The sequence below is a fragment of the Legionella sp. W05-934-2 genome, assembly GCF_964199965.1.
In the GTDB taxonomy this organism is placed as follows: domain Bacteria; phylum Pseudomonadota; class Gammaproteobacteria; order Legionellales; family Legionellaceae; genus JAFIFT01.
Map to the genome: position 1 here is coordinate 136,544 of NZ_CAXMZT010000002.1, position 18,219 is coordinate 154,762.

Consider the following 18,219-nt stretch of genomic DNA (forward strand, 5'->3'; position numbering starts at 1 on the left):
TATTGAGGGTATTTTGACCCTAACTAGCTGTATTACTATTGCATTTTATGGCAACGGTTGGTGTTTATATTTAGTCCTGTTGGAAATGCAAGCATCAAAATATGAGGATCATTCAATGCAATCAACGGTTAAACTAAATAACACCACAGATTTTAAAGTCGCCGATATCAACTTAGCTGAATGGGGTCGTAAGGAAATCGCCATTGCTGAAACTGAAATGCCTGGATTGATGGCTTTAAGAGAAGAGTTTGGTCACAGCCAACCTTTAAAGGGTGCCCGTATTGTAGGCTGCTTGCATATGACGATTCAAACGGCTGTTTTGATTGAAACACTAATCGCGCTAGGAGCTGAAGTTCGTTGGTCTTCTTGCAATATCTATTCAACTCAAGACCATGCCGCTGCAGCTATGGCAGCAATTGGCGTTCCTGTTTTTGCATGGAAGGGAGAAACTGAAGAAGAATATTGGTGGTGTATTGAGAAAACTATTCATGGCCCCAATGGCTGGACACCTAATATGTTACTGGACGATGGCGGCGATCTAACACAAATTATCCATCAAAAACATCCTGAACTGATTGACAACATTCGCGGCTTATCCGAAGAAACAACGACGGGTGTTGCCCGTTTGTATGACATGGCTAAGAAAAAGACCCTTAAAATACCTGCTATGAATGTGAATGATTCCGTCACAAAATCGAAATTTGATAATTTATATGGATGCCGTGAATCATTATTAGATGGCATAAAGCGCGCAACGGATGTCATGATCGCAGGCAAAATCGTCCTTGTTCTCGGCTATGGCGATGTTGGAAAAGGCTGTGCGCAAGCGTTAAGAGGCCAAGGTGCAACGGTGTTTATTGCTGAAATCGACCCCATTTGTGCACTGCAAGCAGCTATGGAGGGATACCGTGTGGTAACCGTGGATCAAGTCCTAGAGCAGGTTGATATATTTGTCACGGCAACTGGAAATTTCCATGTGATAAACCATGATCATCTCCTACGCATGAAAAACCAAGCCATTGTATGCAACATTGGTCATTTCGATGACGAAATTGATGTCGCGAGTTTACGCCAATATGAATGGGATAACATAAAACCACAAGTTGATCATGTTATTTTCCCAAATGGAAATCGTATTATTTTACTTGCACAAGGGCGATTGGTGAACTTAGGTTGCGCCACTGGCCACCCAAGTTTTGTCATGTCGGCATCCTTTACCAATCAAGTATTAGCGCAAATTGAATTATTTAAATTCCATGAGAAATACAATATTGACGTTTATGTATTACCTAAAAAGCTTGATGAAAAGGTGGCTACCTTACATTTGCAACGCATCGGCGCCTCATTAACAACGCTAACTAAGGAACAAGCGGATTATATCGGTGTGCCTGTTGATGGACCGTTTAAACCGGACTATTATCGCTATTAATCTGGAACACCAAAAATGGAACAAGTCATAGCTGCTAATTACGCTGCCTGCTTGGATAAATGCGTTGAGCAACTCGGCGTTCCCAACTTTCTTAAGACAATTGGTTTTGATTTAACAAGGCTGCAAGATCCGGCAGCCTTTGTTACTGCCAGTGAATTCACAAGAATCGTCGAGAAAGCAATATCCATGACAAACTGTTCCTACCTAGGGCTTAAATTCGGCCAACATTTATCCATAGTCAATCACGGTTATTTAGGTTATGCGGCTATGAGTAGCCCTACGATGGGTAATGCATTGAATACGATGCTAAATTATATCAATACTCGCACCAATCTCATAAGCCTCGATTCAGAACTCAGTGGTGATAAAGTATGCATTGGTGTTCATGTTTTAATGGAAAACCAAGTATTATCGCGTTTTATTGTTGAAATGGTCATTGTGCATCTGATTAATATGCGCCAGTTTTTAATCTCAGCAACTGATAGCTGTGTCAAAATTGATTTGAATTATGCACCACCGAGCTATGCTAGCTATTACCAAGATATCTTAAAAACAGAAATACAATTCAACTGCTTGCATAATCAAGTGTGGCTTTGGAAAAAGGAATTAGACTATCCGATTAGTTTTGCGGATGATACAAGCTATCAACTGGCAAAATCCCAATTACAAAAAATTGCAACCCGCCTAGCTCAACAAGCAGATTGGGCTAGCAAAATCAAAACAATCTTATTAAGTCATGATTTATATCAATTAAGTATGGATGAAGTAGCAAGTCAATTATGCGTGTCAGCTAGAACGCTTCGAAGGCACTTACAAAAGGAAAGCATCACCTATCAAGAAATTGTGGATGAAGTGCGAAAGCAAAAAGCGTATGCCTACTTGCTCAATCAACAAATTAGTATGTCTGAAATAAGTTTTTTATTAGGCTTTCATGACACCTCAAACTTCAGTAAAGCCTTTAAACGATGGACAGGGTTAACTCCGACTGAATATCGTGATTCTCATTCCTCCAAATAACATGACTAAAGAACAAGTTCCCGAGATCGTGCTGCAAGTTCTACGAATCAACCCAGATAAGCGCGTTAATTTTATTTAATTCAATTGCTATAATTAATTTACAAACATTAATTATATTAAACATTTGAAAGCGGTTTGCTAAGGACAGATAGTATGAAAGGCATCAAAATTGGCAGTATTGCAATGGGCTTAATCATAGGAATCATAGTCGTCCATAATATGGAAATGTCTGTATTTTTGATGCAAAAAGCGCATGAATATACTTGGGCACATCTACTTATCGTTTTATTTTTTCTATTCAATCTACTAAGCATCATAGGCCTGGTGTTAACTAAACCTTGGGGGTATTATGTTGCTTATATTGCAGTGGTTTTTTCAACCATCTTTTTTGCCACCAATTACATTCCTTATATTAAACTTGCATTTCATCCAAACAATCACATCCACCTGCTATTCATATGCAATGGCGTTTTTATCTTGATTATTGCCACCTTGCATTCATTGTCTATAATCAATCGAAAAACTAAATTGACTCGAAGGAACTAATAGCAATATCGCTACCTCCAGATGAGCGCACGCTGTTTTAAATCCACTCTACAACCCCCTTAATCGAACATTAATATCTCTTCTTACACACCATATTGGCTCTTTGTGCTATATTTACCCATATAAATTATATGGATGGTAATTATGAATAGTGCCGCTTTTGATAAAATTTTGCTAACAGGCATGCTAATTTTATTCTCAAGTGTGACATGTGCCCAATTTGCGACACTTGACTCAGGCCTTGGCCTTGTTGCAGCAAATACAACAAGCAACTTTACTGCGGTAGCGAAGTTAATCACCGCAGGGGCTTATATTGGTGGTCTCGCGTTTTTTATTGCTGCCATCATGAAATTTAAACAACATAAAGATAACCCAACGCAAATACCGATTGGTACGCCCATTGCCTTGGTTTTCATAGCAGGTTCGTTAGTTTTCTTGCCGGCAATATTAGCCAGCATTGGATATACAGGATTTGCCACTGGCGGTGCAGTAGCTGGACCAACAGGTATCTCTAATATTTTAAATAACATTTGAGATGGTTGACATTAAAAACTCATCCTCGATTTAAACACGAAGACTATACTTTTTAACCGCTTCAATTAAAACACTGACATGCTCAGGCGGCACATCGGGGGTTATACCATGCCCTAGATTAAATATATGGCCAGGATGGTCAGCCATCGCTTCGATAATTTGCCGACAGCTTTGTTCAATCGATTGCGGATTGCTAAGTAAAACGAGCGGGTGCAAATTTCCTTGTAAGGCAACCTGATTGCCGACTTGTTCTTTCGCTTTGCCAATATCGACTGTCCAATCTAACCCAACACAGTCACACCCCGATGACGATATCTCATTAAGCCATTGCCCCCCTCCTTTGGTAAATAATGTGATGGGGATATTTGGATAGGAATATTTAAGCCCACCAACAATTTTTTTCATATAAGCTAACGAAAATGTTTGATAGAGTTGGGGTGTTAGCAGTCCGCCCCAGGTATCAAATATCATTAAGGAATTGACGCCCGCTTCAATTTGCGCAGCCAAATAATCTTGCGTTGTTTTAGCTAATTGTTCAAGGAGGCGATGGGCAAGCTCAGGGCGTTGATATATTAATGTAACAGCTTGCTTAAATTCGCGTGAGCCATGCCCTTCAATCATATAGCACGCAAGCGTCCAAGGACTACCGGCAAATCCAATAAGCGGTATATGAGCAGGCATATTTTGTCTAATCAAAGATGCAGCTTGTATCACATAATCAAGCGTTTCACCCACATCAATGTTGGGAATTTGGGCAAAGTCCGATTCACTTCGCAATGGTTTTTCAAAGCAAGGACCTTCCCCTTCTGCAAAATAGAGCCCTAACCCCATAGCATCAGGAATTGTTAAAATATCTGAAAACAAGATGGCCGCATCTAACTGGAAACGCCTCAGTGGTTGAAGGGTCACCTCACAAGCAAGCTCAGGTGTTCGACATAAACTCATAAAATCGCCTGCTTTTTGGCGAACTTGACGATATTCAGGTAAATACCTACCCGCCTGCCTCATTAGCCAAACGGGCGTTCGTTCAACAGATTGCCTCTTCAAGGCGCGCATATAAAGCGATTGTTCGATTTGTTGTTCCATATTACCAAATAGTGTTTATCAATAGTTTATTCAATTCTTGATTGGAGCCATTCTACTAAATTATTCAAAGCACTTTTTCCATCGGAAAAAGACAATAACGATTCATGGCAGCTACGAAATAATCGGTTAATTTTATCCTTTAATACATTTTTATCATAAAGCTGCGCATAAGTCGTTTTATCATTTGCTAAATCAGAAGAGCGCATTTTACCGAGCGTTGACAACGGGGCGTAATAATCAAGATAATCATCTTGCATTTGAAAAACCAATCCAAGCTTGTTTGCAAACTGTTGCAAGGCCTGTTGTTTAGTGTCGTCTAAATCAATTAAATCCGCTACCATTAAGATACAAGCTTGTATTAAAAAACCTGTTTTCAATTGATGAATCGCTTCAAGTTCAAGCTCTGTCACAGCCATGGATGCAAGAACAGTCAAATCCAAACTCTGACCACTAATCATCCCCTCGACACCAATTGCCTTTAATAATCGCTTACAAATGAGCAGAATGGTGTTTGCTGGTAGGTGTCCTGATAATTCTGTCACTAATAGTTCAATTGACCAGGAAGATAAAGCATCACCGGCTAAAATGGCAGTTGCTTGATCAAACGCTTTATGACAACTGGGCTTTCCTCGTCTAAAATCATCATCATCCATCGCGGGTAAATCATCATGAATGAGAGAATAGCAATGGACCATTTCGACCGCAGCAGCAATCACATTCAAAATTTTCGAATCAATATGCAACAGTTCACCCGTTAGATAGACCAATAACGGCCTAAAGCGTTTTCCGCCACTTAGGAGGCTATACTCAATAGCCGCTTTAAGACGAGTCGATGGAATTGGTTTTTGGTGAACAACCGTTTTAAGATAATCTTCAAATTTCAATAAGTGTGTTTGAATCACATCAGACATCATCAGAACGCTCATCTTCTCGCATCATCTCTTGGGTGATTTTTTCCACTTTTAACTCCGCTTCACTCAAAGTTTTCTGACATTGCCTTGCAAGCTTGACGCCCTCCTCAAATGCTTTCAGCGAATCTTCTAACGATAATTCACCGGCTTCTAGTTTTTGCACAATTTCTTCTAATGATCGCAACGATTGTTCAAAGTTCTCTGCTTTCGTCATTCAATACTCCGAATCGATATGAGTGAACGTCCTTAAGTTCCATGCATCTTGTCATGATTCTAAGCCATTGGCAATGCTAATGCGACAATCCCTAATTCTTCCAGCGCTTTAACCAAAGGCATTAGAGCCAGGCCTTGGATAGATGTGTCACTTCCTATCACAGACTGAAAGAGCCACTTACCCGATTGCTCATAATGGTAGGAACCACAACTATGGTAAGGCCTATCTTCTTGCAAATAAGCATCTAACGTATCAGCGGATAATGGTTTCATGGTTAGGGTTGCAATATCTTGCTCAGACCAGATAATCGCTCCTTGGTAGGCGATAGCCATGGCACAAATTTGTTGATGGGTTTTGCTCTGTAATGCCATCAACTGCTGCAAAGCTCGCTCGTGTGTCAATGGTTTGTCAAAGAGCACCCCCTCACAATGACAAAGCTGATCAGCAGCAATGATGTATTGATGAGGATATCGCTCACTGACAGTCAATGCTTTTTGTTGAGCAAGTCTGTTAGCAATTTGCTTAGGATCTTCATCTTGAAAGTGATGTTTGATAGCTTGTTCATCTATCTCTGCTGCATGCACAGTGAATTCGAGGCCAATCGATGCTAACAGTTCATGTCGGTTGGCAGATGAGGAAGCAAGTATGATTGGCTTTTGTTGGAGAAATTTAGACATAGATTGCCGCCAAACCCATCATTAGAAAACCAATGATCACAAAGCTAAAATCGCGTAAATTGCAACACCGTTGCACCATGACACAGCGCTCAAGGCCATGCAGTGTTCCCAAATATAAAAAGGTCCCTGCTGAAATCGACATGATGACCGCATCAAACAGCGAATCATTGTGATCCTGCTGCCCAGAAAGACCACCTATTAGAATACCTAATGGTGTCATGAAGGAGAATATCATAAATAATAGTTGTCCATTTCGTAACGACATATTGCTTTTATTTAATTGGATAGAAATTGCAAAACTTTCAGCCCATTTATGAGCAATAATCGCTAAAAACAATATAATAATAACGGAATTATGTTGGGTAATCCCAAGCGCTGTGCCCGAAATAATGGAATGAACTGACATCATCACCATCGCAAGTATTGCAAAAGCGACATCCGAGGTATCACGGTGTTCATACAGTTCCTTGCCAAGATGTTCTAACCATAAAAAACCAAGGAACACGATACCCACCAAGCTATACGAAAAAGGGAAGTGGTACCCTAAATTTTGAAATAACTGGTGAGCCTCTGGCAACATATGCATTAACGCTGCACCAAGAAAAACCCCCGTTGCTAACGACTCCCCAACAGGCAGCTCAAAATGGGTACTATGCTTTTTTTTATGACGAAAGGGATACCAACCGGCTAACCATGTTACGGCAAGTATGGCTAAGGCAAACAGTAATTTTAACATATAGGAGGAAACCATGTTTTTCATTCACCATCATGAATCAGAATAGAACTAGGAAACATCAAAATTGGCAATTGCACACGCCTAACTTGATAATATAATCGCGTTATTTGTTTATTCAGATGCATATAATAAGAGCAAATGACTTAATTAGCAATTTTTGATATACATTGCAACACTTGTATCTTCTTAATCTCGGCGTATGCTTGGCACTTTGAGACAACCGCTTTTTCAAGTTGGATCATATCGATAGCTTCATTTTTGACAAAGATATCGATAAATATATCGCCATCAATATAATGGATAACAATATTGTCGATAGCAGAAAACTGCTTTTTTAAATCCGAAAAAATCGATTTTTCCAGGATGTCACGGCTGGGTAAATGAAACGATGGGCATACTTCCTCATCATCTTCAGGGTCAATATGGACAGTAACATCCTTCACTTTTTCGATTGATAACAATAGCGATCGATGGACATTTTGAGCAATATGATGTCCTTCTGAAACAGATATCATAGGTGAGACCTGAACGTGCACGTCAATATACACATCACCGCCCATAGAACGGGTTCTTAATTGATGCATTTTTTTGACACCATGCACAGCCGTAATTTTATCTTCAATTTGACGAATTGTTTCATCATCAACCGCCGTATCAATTAATTCTTTGACACTATTCCAGGAGTAATCCCACCCCATTTTGATAATCATCCAAGCAACGACAATGGCAGCAACGGCATCAAGATGATAAAATCCAAGCCATACACCCATTAAGCCTACCGCAACAACCAAGGATGAGAGCGAATCAGAACGATGGTGCCAAGCGTTCACAATTAATAGTTCTGATTGGATGCGTGTCCCTATCAATTTTGTGTACTGAAATAGGCCTTCATTCGCAAGAATAGATATTATCGCAATGATAATGGCGATTTTGTCAGGGGATTTGCCAACATGAAACAACGCTTCAATCGCATCCCAACCAATCGCCCCACCAGCAATCATTAAAAAAACGGACAACATAAATGTAGCGGCCGTTTCTATACGTTGATGTCCATATGGATGCTGTGAATCCGCCTCCTCACTGCCAAATTTGGAGGCAAAGAGCACTAAGAGATCGGTTAATAAATCCGCAAATGAATGAATGCCGTCTGCGACTAAGGCATGGGAATAAAAAACAACCCCCCCGATGGTTTTCATAACGGCTAAAAGTAAATTGGTAACGGCACCAATCAGTGTAGCTCGCCGTGCTTGAATATATCGGTCACTATGACTCATGATTTATCCACCATGTTTCGCTTTCAAGTACTGTCCTAATGCACGTATCGCCATGGCCTCCCCGCCTTCTGGTTTAGCGGGTTTACTGCTTAAATTCCAAGCCATCACATCAAAATGAATCCAGGGTATCCCTTTTTCAACAAATCGTTGTAAAAACAAAGCGGCAGTGATGGCACCCGCATAGAAGGATGACGGCGCATTGACTAAATCAGCAATGGATGAGTCTAACATTTTTTCATAGCCTGGAAAAAGCGGTAACCGACAAACGGGATCATGGACAGCTAACGATGCTGTTTCGACAGCACTAGCCAATGCCTCATTGTTGCAAAACATCGCTGAAATATCGGTTCCAACAGCAACACGTGCTGCACCCGTTAAAGTCGCTAAATTAATCATTAGCTGCGGCTTGTCTTCACAAGCTCGTGTTATTGCATCGGCCAAAACTAATCGACCTTCGGCATCCGTATTATCCACTTCTACCGTTAAACCATTGCGCATGGTTATCACATCACCGGGGCGAAATGCACCAGCACCTACCGCGTTCTCAACAGCAGCGACATATAAACTAATTCGAATGGGTAATTTTTTACGCATTAACCAATGAGCAAGACCGATTGCATTAGCAGCCCCTCCCATGTCCTTTTTCATTAAGCGCATGTTTTGAGCCGGTTTAATGTCAAGCCCACCACTATCAAAGCACACGCCCTTCCCAACGATTGCAATTAACGGATCGCCTTTTTTACCCCAATGCAAACTTGCTAGCCGTGGCGCATCGGCTGCTGCTCTTCCAACCGCATGGATAGCCGGATAATTGTGGGTTAACAACGAATCGCCAACGCACTCCTCATATTCCGCATGAAACTGGACTGCCAATTGTTTCACCGCATCGGCTAATTGACTAGGTCCCAAATCATTGGCGGGTGTATTGATGAGATCTCTTACCAAAAATATTGCCTCTAGCTCATCGTGTAACCAATCCAGTTGAGCAGGTGTCACTTGCAAGGTCTTCAACTTTTCTTTGGATTCTCGATATTTAGTAAAGGAATACTGTGTGCTCCCCCAACCCAGCAAATCTTCATTATCCAAGTTATTCGCTAATTGGTAATGGCCCGATGGTAATTGTTTGGCTAGTTTTGCCAAACTTAGATAGCGGTTATCTGCCTTATCCACCATAATAGCTTTTTGTAGTTGACCGTTATCGCCGTAGATAAAGCATACCTCACCAACTTTGCCAGCTATTGAATGGTGAGAAAGCCATTGTTGCTCTCTAGGGGTCATTTTTGCCAAATTCTGTTCATAGTCAGCTTCATCGATCAATTCAATGACACAAGCGCCATCCTCGATGTTAGTTAAAAAAAATGGCGGGAGTGTTGTCATGATTGCCGTCCTTTAAACTGCTTATACCGTAAGCCTAAAACAAAAAGTGCTACAAGATAGATAAGTAAAGTCACCATCACTTGCGCGAGCAAATAGCTTAAACGAAATATGGGGGAAAGGGCTAACCACTTTGCAAGATTCCCCATTTGCCAATAGAGATAGCCACTTATAACCAAATTAGCAACAATGAGTTGTAATGCATATTTAAGCCATCCCGCACTTGGATGATATATCTTGCGCCGTATCAACCAATACATCAATAGGCCAGCGTTAACATAACCAGCGAGTGCAGAAGCTAAGGCAAGGCCTGCGTGTTTTAGGGGGAAAATCAAAGCGGCGCACAGTAAACTATTAACAATCATTGCGTATACCCCCGCTTTCACTGGGGTTTTAATATCTTGGCCTGAATAAAATCCTGACGCTAACACTTTCACCAGCATAAAGGGTGGCACACCCAATGATAACGCAATTAAGCTCTTTTGGGTTTGTATCACATCCAATTGAGTAAATTTTCCATAAGCAAAACAGGAAGCAATTAAGGGCATCGAGAAAAATGCCAGGCCAACAAAGGCAGGGACACCAACCAGTAAAATCATGCGTATACCCCAATCCAGGGATCGAGAAAATGCAAGCGGGTCTTGATTCGCTCTTTTACGAGATAAATGAGGTAATATTACCGTCGCCACAGCAACACCAAAAACGCCTAAGGGAAAATCGGTTAATCGGTCGGTATAGTAGAGCCAAGAAACGCTTCCCACTGGTAAGAATGAGGCAAAAATTGTATCGATTAACAAATTGATTTGAGCCACTGAGACGCCAAATAAGGCTGGCACCATTAGCTTTAATACCCGTCTCACGCCCGGATCGCCCCAATGGATGAATGGTCGAACCAGGAGATTTCGTTGCTTTAAAAACGGAATTTGGAATAAAAACTGTGCGCACCCTGCAATCAAAACCCCCCAAGCCAATGCCACAACCGGCGGGGATGTATAACTGGTGAGATAAACCGCACTAAAGATCAACGAAAAATTTAAAATAATCGGTGTTAAAGCAGGAATTGCAAAATAACCATAGGTATTTAGTATAGCCCCTGCAAGTGCTGTGAGCGAAATCAGCATCAGGTAGGGAAAGGTAATCCGTAACATATGAGTAGTTAGTTCCGCTCGCCCATTATCAAATTCAAAGCCCGGAGCAAATAGCATCACGATAATAGGTGCAGCGACGACACCAACAAGCGTCACCAAAGTCAACACGGACGCTAAGCTTCCAGCAATGCGGCCAATGAATAAGCGAACATCCTGTATTGGCTGAGTTTGTTGATATTCTGCTAAAACGGGGACGAACGCTTGTGAGAAAGCACCTTCTGCGAATAATCGACGCATAAAATTAGGAATACGAAAAGCAACAAAGAAGGCATCAACTCCAGCTTGAGCTCCAAAAAAATGCGCAATCACCATATCGCGAACAAACCCAAGAATTCGAGAGAGAAAGGTGAATAATGAGACAATTGATGTCGAACGAACAAGAGATTGTTTTGGGTTAACCAACGTTTTTGACACAGTCATTCTTATGACTCAAATAGCATCATCATAGCATTAAAAATAACGGAGTGAAATGCATAAACCAGCAAGATTCAGGCCCAACCTAGTAAATAGTTTATCAGATGCGTGAACGTTCAGTAGATAATCTTCCGTTTCCATCTTTATTTTAGACATATTACACTCATTAACTATTACATACATACTGCTCGCTCAATACCTGGTTTGAACAAGCAATTTTTGATTATCAAATTGAGCCCGGCTCTAAAGAGCCGGGATTTTTTGGATTAGAAGATTATGGAATAACTACCTGAGGCCCCCTGACTAAAATAATAGGGTTTTAGTTCGATTTTCGCGCTTTCCCCTGGTGGTAACCAGCAGATATAGGTGAAATTTGCTCTCAGCACAATATCATTCAATGGGCAGCGTATGACAACCGTGTCTGAGTTAGTATTAGTCGAATAAATAAAGGTTACTTCTTTACTGGAAATATTTTTGTACAAGTTAAGTTCGCCAGGGGATGACAGACTCCAAGGATATACGGCCGAATTTGTAGCATATTGCGATTGAGGAACAATTTGGCTTGCTGTAGCGTTTAAAGACAGTAGGCAAAATAGCATCCCGATACATATTTTTTTCATTCTATTCTCCTGTTTGCTTTCAATAGTGAATACCAAAATGGCCAGTTGCGCCATTAACAAATGGATAAACCGCAAACATGACATATCCAGGATATGGAATATCGCAGATGATACCTGTTCCAGCCTCCATTTTTTGGAAGCCTTGGCCGCACAAAACGTAAATGCCATCGCTCGGTGTGTCTAATGTACCAGCAACAATTTTATCAACCCACAAATCCAACCGAAGTGGCTTGCCCGATACATTTTGAATGATATGAGAATGGCCATTTCCTTTTAACGACCAACTGATTCGATCTAATGTAGCGCTCTTTTCTTTACCTAGAAAAAAATGGTGTGAAAACGTAGCCGTGGAAATGAGACATAAGAATATGCATAGAATTTTTTTCACCCTTAACTCCTTCTGAGAATGTTAAATTATCCATTACAAGCCTAATTCGCAATTCGTTGCCAAAACACCGTAATATTTACGGTTTTATTGATTCGAAATATTGGGCAAAACGAGTAAACCGGACTAAGCTGGTAAAAACTTTGTCCATTAAATTTTATCGAGACTAGGATTAATTGGTTATCTACGTTTCTTAAGAAATTGGTTTAACAGCTTATCCATAATATTGACAAGAGTGCGTTGAAACAAAATTAATGTTAGATTGCTGGAGTATAATCAAACGCTGCAATTGAATTAATTATTATGAATACACTCGTTTACTGTGAAAACTTCATTCATTGGGATATTGTTAAAATTTTCAATAAGCTGCCACAATCGATACTGATTAAAGATAGCCGTTTAAATTTTGTAGCCGCCAATCAAAAAGCTGCACAATTAACTGGGTTCAAAAAGAGTGCTGATATGATTGGGTTGAATGATTCGCAACTAAATTGCGCCGCTTCTTCCTTACATGAAGAAATTACTAGACAAGATCGCTCTGTTTTGGCAACTGATAATCAGTTTTTTCTAGATATTGGCTATTATCCAAGTAAACATTGCTTAAAAATATTATATACCTCCAAAATAAAAATTGATGATGAACAAAATCGCACATTCGTCCTTGTTTCCACTACGGATATTCCAATAAAATCGATTAGTAGCGCTTTATTTAATATAATTCAATCGTCAAAGGATCCAAAATGGGAGGTACAAAGTTATCAAATTCAAACAGCTAACTACCCGTTTAAAATTACCCATAAACAATCGGAATGCTTATTCTATATATTGAGAGGCAAGACCTCTAAAGAGATTGCTATTCTATTAAATCGTTCCCCACGAACCATTGAAGATCATATTAATGAGCTCAAATACAAATTTAACTGCCAAACAAAATCACAACTTATTGAACAGGCTTTGCAACTAGGTTTCAGTCAAATAATTCCTGCATCTTTGCTAGCATTATAGTTAGCGGTGAAAATGATGATAAATACGTTCGGCTAACGCTTGGCTGATGCCCGGTACTTTACTAATTTCTTCCATAGAGGCGGAGCTGACATCACGAATGCCACCAAAGCGTTTGAGTAAGGCTTGTCTGCGCTTTGCACCAATGCCTTCGATTGACTCCAGAGAGGACTCAAACCGGCTTTTATCCCTTTTTCTTCGATGAGACGTGATGGCAAACCGATGTGCTTCATCACGGATTTGTTGCAATAAATGGAGTGCAGGTGAATTTTCAGGTAAAGTTCGCTCAATGTTAGTATCTGCTAATATTAAGCGTTCCCAGCCGGCTTTGCGTTCAGGCCCCTTAGCAACCCCCAAAACCGTGGTTTCTTCAATGCCTAATTCCGCAAGTACTTTTAGCGCAACATTGACTTGTCCTTTTCCTCCATCGATGATCAACACATCCGGTAAATTATCCTCTGTAACCAATCGCCGATAACGACGAGTCAATGCTTGGTTCATCGCCGCAAAATCATCGCCTTTTGTAATGCCCTCAATATTAAATCGGCGATAATCGGATTTTCTTGGGCCTTGGCGATCGAATACAACACAAGACGCTATGGTCGCCTCACCGGAGGAATGGCTAATATCGAAGCATTCCATGCGATGAATGGGTTGATGTCTATTTAATAACTTTTCAAGATCTTGGTAGCGGTTTACCATCGTTTGCGCAGACTGTTGGTAGTCTCGAATTGCTAATTGAAGGTTGTTATGGGCAAAGTCCAACCAGCGACGCTTGTTACCTTTGGGTTTTTGCAATAGCCGACATCGACTCGTTCTTAATTCCGTCAGCATTTGTTCGATTGCTTCTTTATTTTCAACGTGTGCATCCGTAATGATTTCCTGCGGTATCCGTTCAGGCTGTTCAAAGTAGCGATTGCTGACAAACGCTTCAAAAACCGCTTGATGGAGTGCTTGTTCATTTTCAGCTGATAGCGATATATTGGGCACAGAGGGAAAAAACGATTGGCTATGCAGCAACTCACCATTTCGAATAGTCACCAATTGTATGCAAGCAAAACCCGGTTTGGCTTCGATTGCCAAGGCATCTGCATCACCACGAAGCTGTACCATTCCCTGTTGCTCTTGCACCATCCGTAACAGTTTGATTTGATCGCGCAGCTTAGCGGCAACCTCAAATGCTAAATCGGATACAGCTTCCTCCATTTGAACCGTGAGTTCATTAATAATCTGCTCACATTTACCTTGTAGAAAACGCCGGGCATTATCGACCGATTTTGCATAATCTTGTTCACTGATGTAGTTCACACAAGGCGCAGAACATCGCTTTATTTGATATTGCAGGCAAGGTCTTGAACGAGCAGCAAAATAACTATCGCGACAATTACGTATTTTGAATAATTTTTGGATGGTATTCAGTGTTGTTTTAACGGAAGTCGAACTAGTAAATGGTCCATAGAACTCCCCTTTCTTTGGTTTACGCTTGCTTCGATACATTTCCATGCGTGGGAAAGTGTGCTCATTGACATGAATATAGGGGTACGATTTATCATCGCGCATCAATACATTATATTTTGGGCGTAAGGACTTGATTAAATTACTCTCCAGTAAAAGTGCCTCTGTTTCACTACGAGTAACGGTTATCTCGATATCCGCTATTTGTTCTACCAAGGTTTTTGTTTTGACACCTTGGTTTTGTTTCATGAAATAGCTACTAACGCGCTTTTTTAAATTTTTAGCTTTGCCGACGTAAAGAATCTCGCCTTCAGCATTCTTCATTTTGTAGATGCCAGGCTCTGTAGTTAGGCGCGATATAATCGCTTTTAAAGTGGATTTAGTCACAGAAGTATATACCCATTTTAGGGAACATCCCTATGTCGAATTGGATCTATTTTATGAGTATAAGCGGCTATTCATCAAGATCGACGGGTTTTTCAATGACGCGATGTTTCAACGCTAAATAGGTTAGCTCCACGTCATTTTTGATACCCAATTTTTCAAACATTCGATATCGGTAGCCATTGATTGTTTTCGTGCTTAAGTAGAGTCTTTCAGAAATATCTTGAACACTCATGCCGCTGGTAATCATCAACATGACTTGCATTTCACGCTCAGATAATAATTCAAACGGTGAGTTGTGGGATGAATCCAAGCTATTAATTGCCATTTTCTGGGCTATTTCTGCACTTAGGTATTTATCCCCTTTTGCGACTTTGCGAATAGCCGCAGCCATTTCATCAGAACCTGACTCTTTGGTTAAATACCCCATAGCCCCCAGCTGTAAAACCCGGTTTGGAAGTGGTTCAGAAGCCATCGCCGTCACCGCAATCACTTTAATTTGAGGATGAGATTTTTTTAATCGCCTTGTGACTTCCCAGCCATCGATACCGGGCATTTTCATATCTAACAAGACAACATCCGGCTTAAGCGATTTCACCAGCTGTAAGGCTTGTTCACCGCTTTCGGCATCAGCAACAACTTCCATATCCTGCATATCTTCAAGCAAACGACGTATTCCCATGCGGACTAGCGCATGATCGTCAACAATCAGTACCCTTATCAAGTAATGCTCCCTCAATCATAGATCACAAAGATAAAGCGGGAGCATCCATCATAACAGCGTTTTGTGTAAATCACAATTGCTATGAAAAGGAACATCTCAATGACCTTCGTACCGGACAATTTTTTTAAAAAACACCGTCATTGCGAGCTTTGCGAAGCAATCAAGTTCGATCCCCGAACAAGAAGCCGCTCTGGATTGCTTCACTACGTTCGCAAGGACGGCTTTTTTTAAAAATGACTGGTACAAAGCTCTATGGCTTTTAAACCGGTGATCATTATTCCTGCATTAGCTAGCAAGCCCTAATATGAATATTAGGATTATTCTCATCGACTAAAAAAAAAGGGGGATATTCACCCAATTCTCGTGCTCGGTGAATTAGTCTATCAATGTCTTGTTGAACAAAATCAAACAACTGTTGGAAGTTTTCAATGACAAAATAGATAGGTTGCATTTGATCGATTCGATAGGGTGTTCTAAATGCCACCACAGGGTCAAAAAGCACTCGCATTGGTTCATCGCTTTCGAGGCAATGAGGGGTTTCACCGATTGAGGATAAAATTCCACCACCATAGGCTCGAAGCTGTCCGTTTTCACGAATTAAACCAAATTCAACGGTAAACCAAAATAAACGCTGTAATAAAGGCCATACTGTTGGTTTTGAATCAAGGACAAACTGAGCATATTGTTGAACAAATTCAGCATAATGGGTCTGTGTTAACAAAGGGCAGTGACCGAATAATTCATGAAAAATATCGGGTTCCTGAATATAATTCAGATCCTCCATAGTCCGGATAAACGTTGCTGCCGGAAAATGGCGCCTTGCTAACAACTTAAAAAACGCTTCGGCTGAAATTAAAGCCGGAACAGGAGAAACTCGCCAGCCTGTCATCTTTTCTAAGCGCTTATTCACCTCTGGCAATTGAGGGATTGCATCTTTTGATAAGTTTAAAGCCTCCAACCCTTCCATAAAGGCAGAACAGGCCCGCCCAGGTAAAATTTCAATTTGCCTTTCATACAAGGTTTTCCAGACGAAATTATCCTCTGCACTGTATTGAACATAGCCTTGTATATCGGGTTGATGGGATACATAACTACTGACAAACTCCATGAAGTATTCCCCAAAAAATAACTGCTTATACTAGAAATGTATCTTAATATCCATATAAATACAAGCTGGGTGCGGGGCTAGGCCAAGAACAATCAATTGACTTTTACGTGAACGTTTGCGTTACCGTTTCCGAACCTAATAATATCGACACAAAGGAATCTTGTCATTTCGGTAACGGAAACGGTAACGCAAACGTTCACGTATTTGTTGACAGATATTGCTTAGACCCAGATTTTACCAACGCTTTATACTATCGATTGGCACAAATGTATCCTGACCAATGGTCTTGCTTTTCAACTCCCCTCGCCAGGCATGTCCGTATACAACCTCATAAGTCAACGGAACTTTTCCTGCTTGTGCGAATGTCTGCTGATAGAGGGAGGATAATTGCTGTAAAAATTGACGACCACTGAGCCCAAGTTTACGCTGTGGATGAATGTTCTTCACCCCTTGACGTTTTAGGCTTTTCAACAAATCATTCACCGAGGCATATTGAGCAGTGATAAATTCCATATCCATCACTGGGTCAAGCCATTGCGCTTGCAACAAACTATCGCCAATATCATGCATATCCTGAAAGATATTGACATGCTCATAATCATCAATGGCTTTAAACACGGTTGATAGTTCTTTAAAGGTATCAGGCCCAAGCGTTGAAAACATCAAACACCCATTGACGGCCATGATTCGATGTAACTCCGAAAAGAGTGCGTTAACATTTTCTACCCAATGGACAGCTTGATTCGAAAACACTAAGTCAAACGACTCATTGGCAAAAGGTAATGTCGCTATATCACCACCAACCAAACTCCATTTTGAACGCCAGCTTTGCTTTAATTTCGCCACGTTAAGCATCTGATAGGATAAGTCGATGCCAACAATATGCGCTTTTGGGTATCGTTTTTTTAATGCCTGACTAAATTGCCCGACCCCACAGCCTAAATCTAAAATACGAGTTGGCGTAATGGTTAGATAATCCAAACGTTCAATTAAGCGATTACCAATTTCTTGTTGGATGATGGCTGATTTTTCATATTGTGTTGCAACACGATCAAATGCTTTGCCAATTTCAACGTTTCTTGTCATACGGATATGTATATTGCTAAATATTAAAGCCCATAGTTTAGCATACCATTGCTTCAAATGATGGATTTATGTTAGAAAAAGCTTTGTGCCGGACA

Annotated in this window: 19 protein-coding genes; 5 read left to right on the forward strand and 14 right to left on the reverse strand. The window is 40.7% G+C overall.

The window, feature by feature from the left end:
- Positions 1-115 precede the first annotated feature (115 nt).
- From ahcY to AB3348_RS02610, 4 genes are all read left to right on the forward strand, one after another.
- Positions 116-1,429, forward strand: a complete 1,314-nt coding sequence (ahcY, locus tag AB3348_RS02595) for an adenosylhomocysteinase (RefSeq protein ID WP_367605987.1) — start codon at positions 116-118, stop codon at positions 1,427-1,429.
- Between the two features lie 15 nt (positions 1,430-1,444).
- A complete protein-coding gene (locus tag AB3348_RS02600) occupies positions 1,445-2,446 on the forward strand; it encodes an AraC family transcriptional regulator (RefSeq protein WP_367605988.1) in 1,002 nt (333 codons plus the stop codon).
- Between the two features lie 153 nt (positions 2,447-2,599).
- Positions 2,600-2,992 (forward strand): hypothetical protein, encoded by a 393-nt coding sequence (locus AB3348_RS02605; RefSeq protein ID WP_367605989.1) that lies wholly within the window; start codon positions 2,600-2,602, stop codon positions 2,990-2,992.
- A gap of 183 nt (positions 2,993-3,175) precedes the next feature.
- Entirely contained in the window at positions 3,176-3,526 is a 351-nt protein-coding gene (locus AB3348_RS02610) for a type IV secretion protein IcmD (protein ID WP_367606197.1), read from the forward strand.
- 30 nt (positions 3,527-3,556) lie between these two features.
- Here AB3348_RS02610 and hemE read toward each other — a convergent pair whose 3' ends face one another.
- The 10 genes from hemE to AB3348_RS02660 all read right to left on the reverse strand — a co-directional run bounded on the left by hemE (position 3,557) and on the right by AB3348_RS02660 (position 12,368).
- Complete coding sequence (hemE, locus tag AB3348_RS02615; protein WP_367605990.1) at positions 3,557-4,612, reverse strand: uroporphyrinogen decarboxylase; 1,056 nt, start codon at positions 4,610-4,612, stop codon at positions 3,557-3,559.
- A 26-nt stretch (positions 4,613-4,638) separates the two neighbouring features.
- Complete coding sequence (locus tag AB3348_RS02620; protein WP_367605991.1) at positions 4,639-5,526, reverse strand: polyprenyl synthetase family protein; 888 nt, start codon at positions 5,524-5,526, stop codon at positions 4,639-4,641.
- Positions 5,516-5,737 carry an exodeoxyribonuclease VII small subunit gene (locus tag AB3348_RS02625; protein WP_367605992.1) on the reverse strand — a complete coding sequence of 74 codons (222 nt, stop codon included), beginning with the start codon at positions 5,735-5,737 and terminating at the stop codon, positions 5,516-5,518. Before AB3348_RS02625 ends, AB3348_RS02620 begins: the two co-directional genes overlap by 11 nt.
- Positions 5,738-5,796: 59 nt before the next feature.
- Positions 5,797-6,414 carry a nucleoside triphosphate pyrophosphatase gene (locus AB3348_RS02630; RefSeq protein ID WP_367605993.1) on the reverse strand — a complete coding sequence of 206 codons (618 nt, stop codon included), beginning with the start codon at positions 6,412-6,414 and terminating at the stop codon, positions 5,797-5,799.
- Positions 6,407-7,165 (reverse strand): ZIP family metal transporter, encoded by a 759-nt coding sequence (locus tag AB3348_RS02635; RefSeq protein WP_367606198.1) that lies wholly within the window; start codon positions 7,163-7,165, stop codon positions 6,407-6,409. The genes AB3348_RS02630 and AB3348_RS02635 overlap by 8 nt, the downstream gene beginning before the upstream one ends.
- Positions 7,166-7,293: 128 nt before the next feature.
- Entirely contained in the window at positions 7,294-8,424 is a 1,131-nt protein-coding gene (locus AB3348_RS02640; protein ID WP_367605994.1) for a cation diffusion facilitator family transporter, read from the reverse strand.
- A 3-nt stretch (positions 8,425-8,427) separates the two neighbouring features.
- Complete coding sequence (locus AB3348_RS02645) at positions 8,428-9,801, reverse strand: M17 family metallopeptidase (protein WP_367605995.1); 1,374 nt, start codon at positions 9,799-9,801, stop codon at positions 8,428-8,430.
- Complete coding sequence (murJ, locus tag AB3348_RS02650) at positions 9,798-11,366, reverse strand: murein biosynthesis integral membrane protein MurJ (RefSeq protein WP_367605996.1); 1,569 nt, start codon at positions 11,364-11,366, stop codon at positions 9,798-9,800. The genes AB3348_RS02645 and murJ overlap by 4 nt, the downstream gene beginning before the upstream one ends.
- A 260-nt stretch (positions 11,367-11,626) precedes the next feature.
- Positions 11,627-11,980 carry a hypothetical protein gene (locus AB3348_RS02655; protein WP_367605997.1) on the reverse strand — a complete coding sequence of 118 codons (354 nt, stop codon included), beginning with the start codon at positions 11,978-11,980 and terminating at the stop codon, positions 11,627-11,629.
- Between the two features lie 19 nt (positions 11,981-11,999).
- On the reverse strand, positions 12,000-12,368 hold the full coding sequence (locus tag AB3348_RS02660) for a hypothetical protein (protein WP_367605998.1): 369 nt from the start codon (positions 12,366-12,368) through the stop codon (positions 12,000-12,002).
- A 300-nt stretch (positions 12,369-12,668) separates the two neighbouring features.
- Here AB3348_RS02660 and AB3348_RS02665 point away from each other — a divergent pair, with 300 nt between their 5' ends.
- Positions 12,669-13,370, forward strand: coding sequence for a LuxR C-terminal-related transcriptional regulator (locus tag AB3348_RS02665; RefSeq protein WP_367605999.1), 702 nt, complete (start codon positions 12,669-12,671; stop codon positions 13,368-13,370).
- On the opposite strand, the gene uvrC is transcribed toward AB3348_RS02665, so the two are convergent.
- From uvrC to bioC, 4 genes are all read right to left on the reverse strand, one after another.
- Complete coding sequence (gene uvrC, locus AB3348_RS02670) at positions 13,371-15,209, reverse strand: excinuclease ABC subunit UvrC (RefSeq protein ID WP_367606000.1); 1,839 nt, start codon at positions 15,207-15,209, stop codon at positions 13,371-13,373. It abuts the gene before it with no gap.
- Positions 15,210-15,276: 67 nt separating this feature from the next.
- The gene (letA, locus tag AB3348_RS02675; RefSeq protein WP_367606001.1) at positions 15,277-15,930 is read right to left on the reverse strand and encodes a two-component system response regulator LetA; all 654 of its coding nucleotides are present in this window, start codon (positions 15,928-15,930) and stop codon (positions 15,277-15,279) included.
- A gap of 289 nt (positions 15,931-16,219) precedes the next feature.
- The gene (gene phhA, locus AB3348_RS02680; RefSeq protein WP_367606002.1) at positions 16,220-17,038 is read right to left on the reverse strand and encodes a phenylalanine 4-monooxygenase; all 819 of its coding nucleotides are present in this window, start codon (positions 17,036-17,038) and stop codon (positions 16,220-16,222) included.
- Between the two features lie 234 nt (positions 17,039-17,272).
- On the reverse strand, positions 17,273-18,124 hold the full coding sequence (gene bioC, locus AB3348_RS02685) for a malonyl-ACP O-methyltransferase BioC (protein ID WP_367606003.1): 852 nt from the start codon (positions 18,122-18,124) through the stop codon (positions 17,273-17,275).
- Positions 18,125-18,219 lie beyond the last annotated feature (95 nt).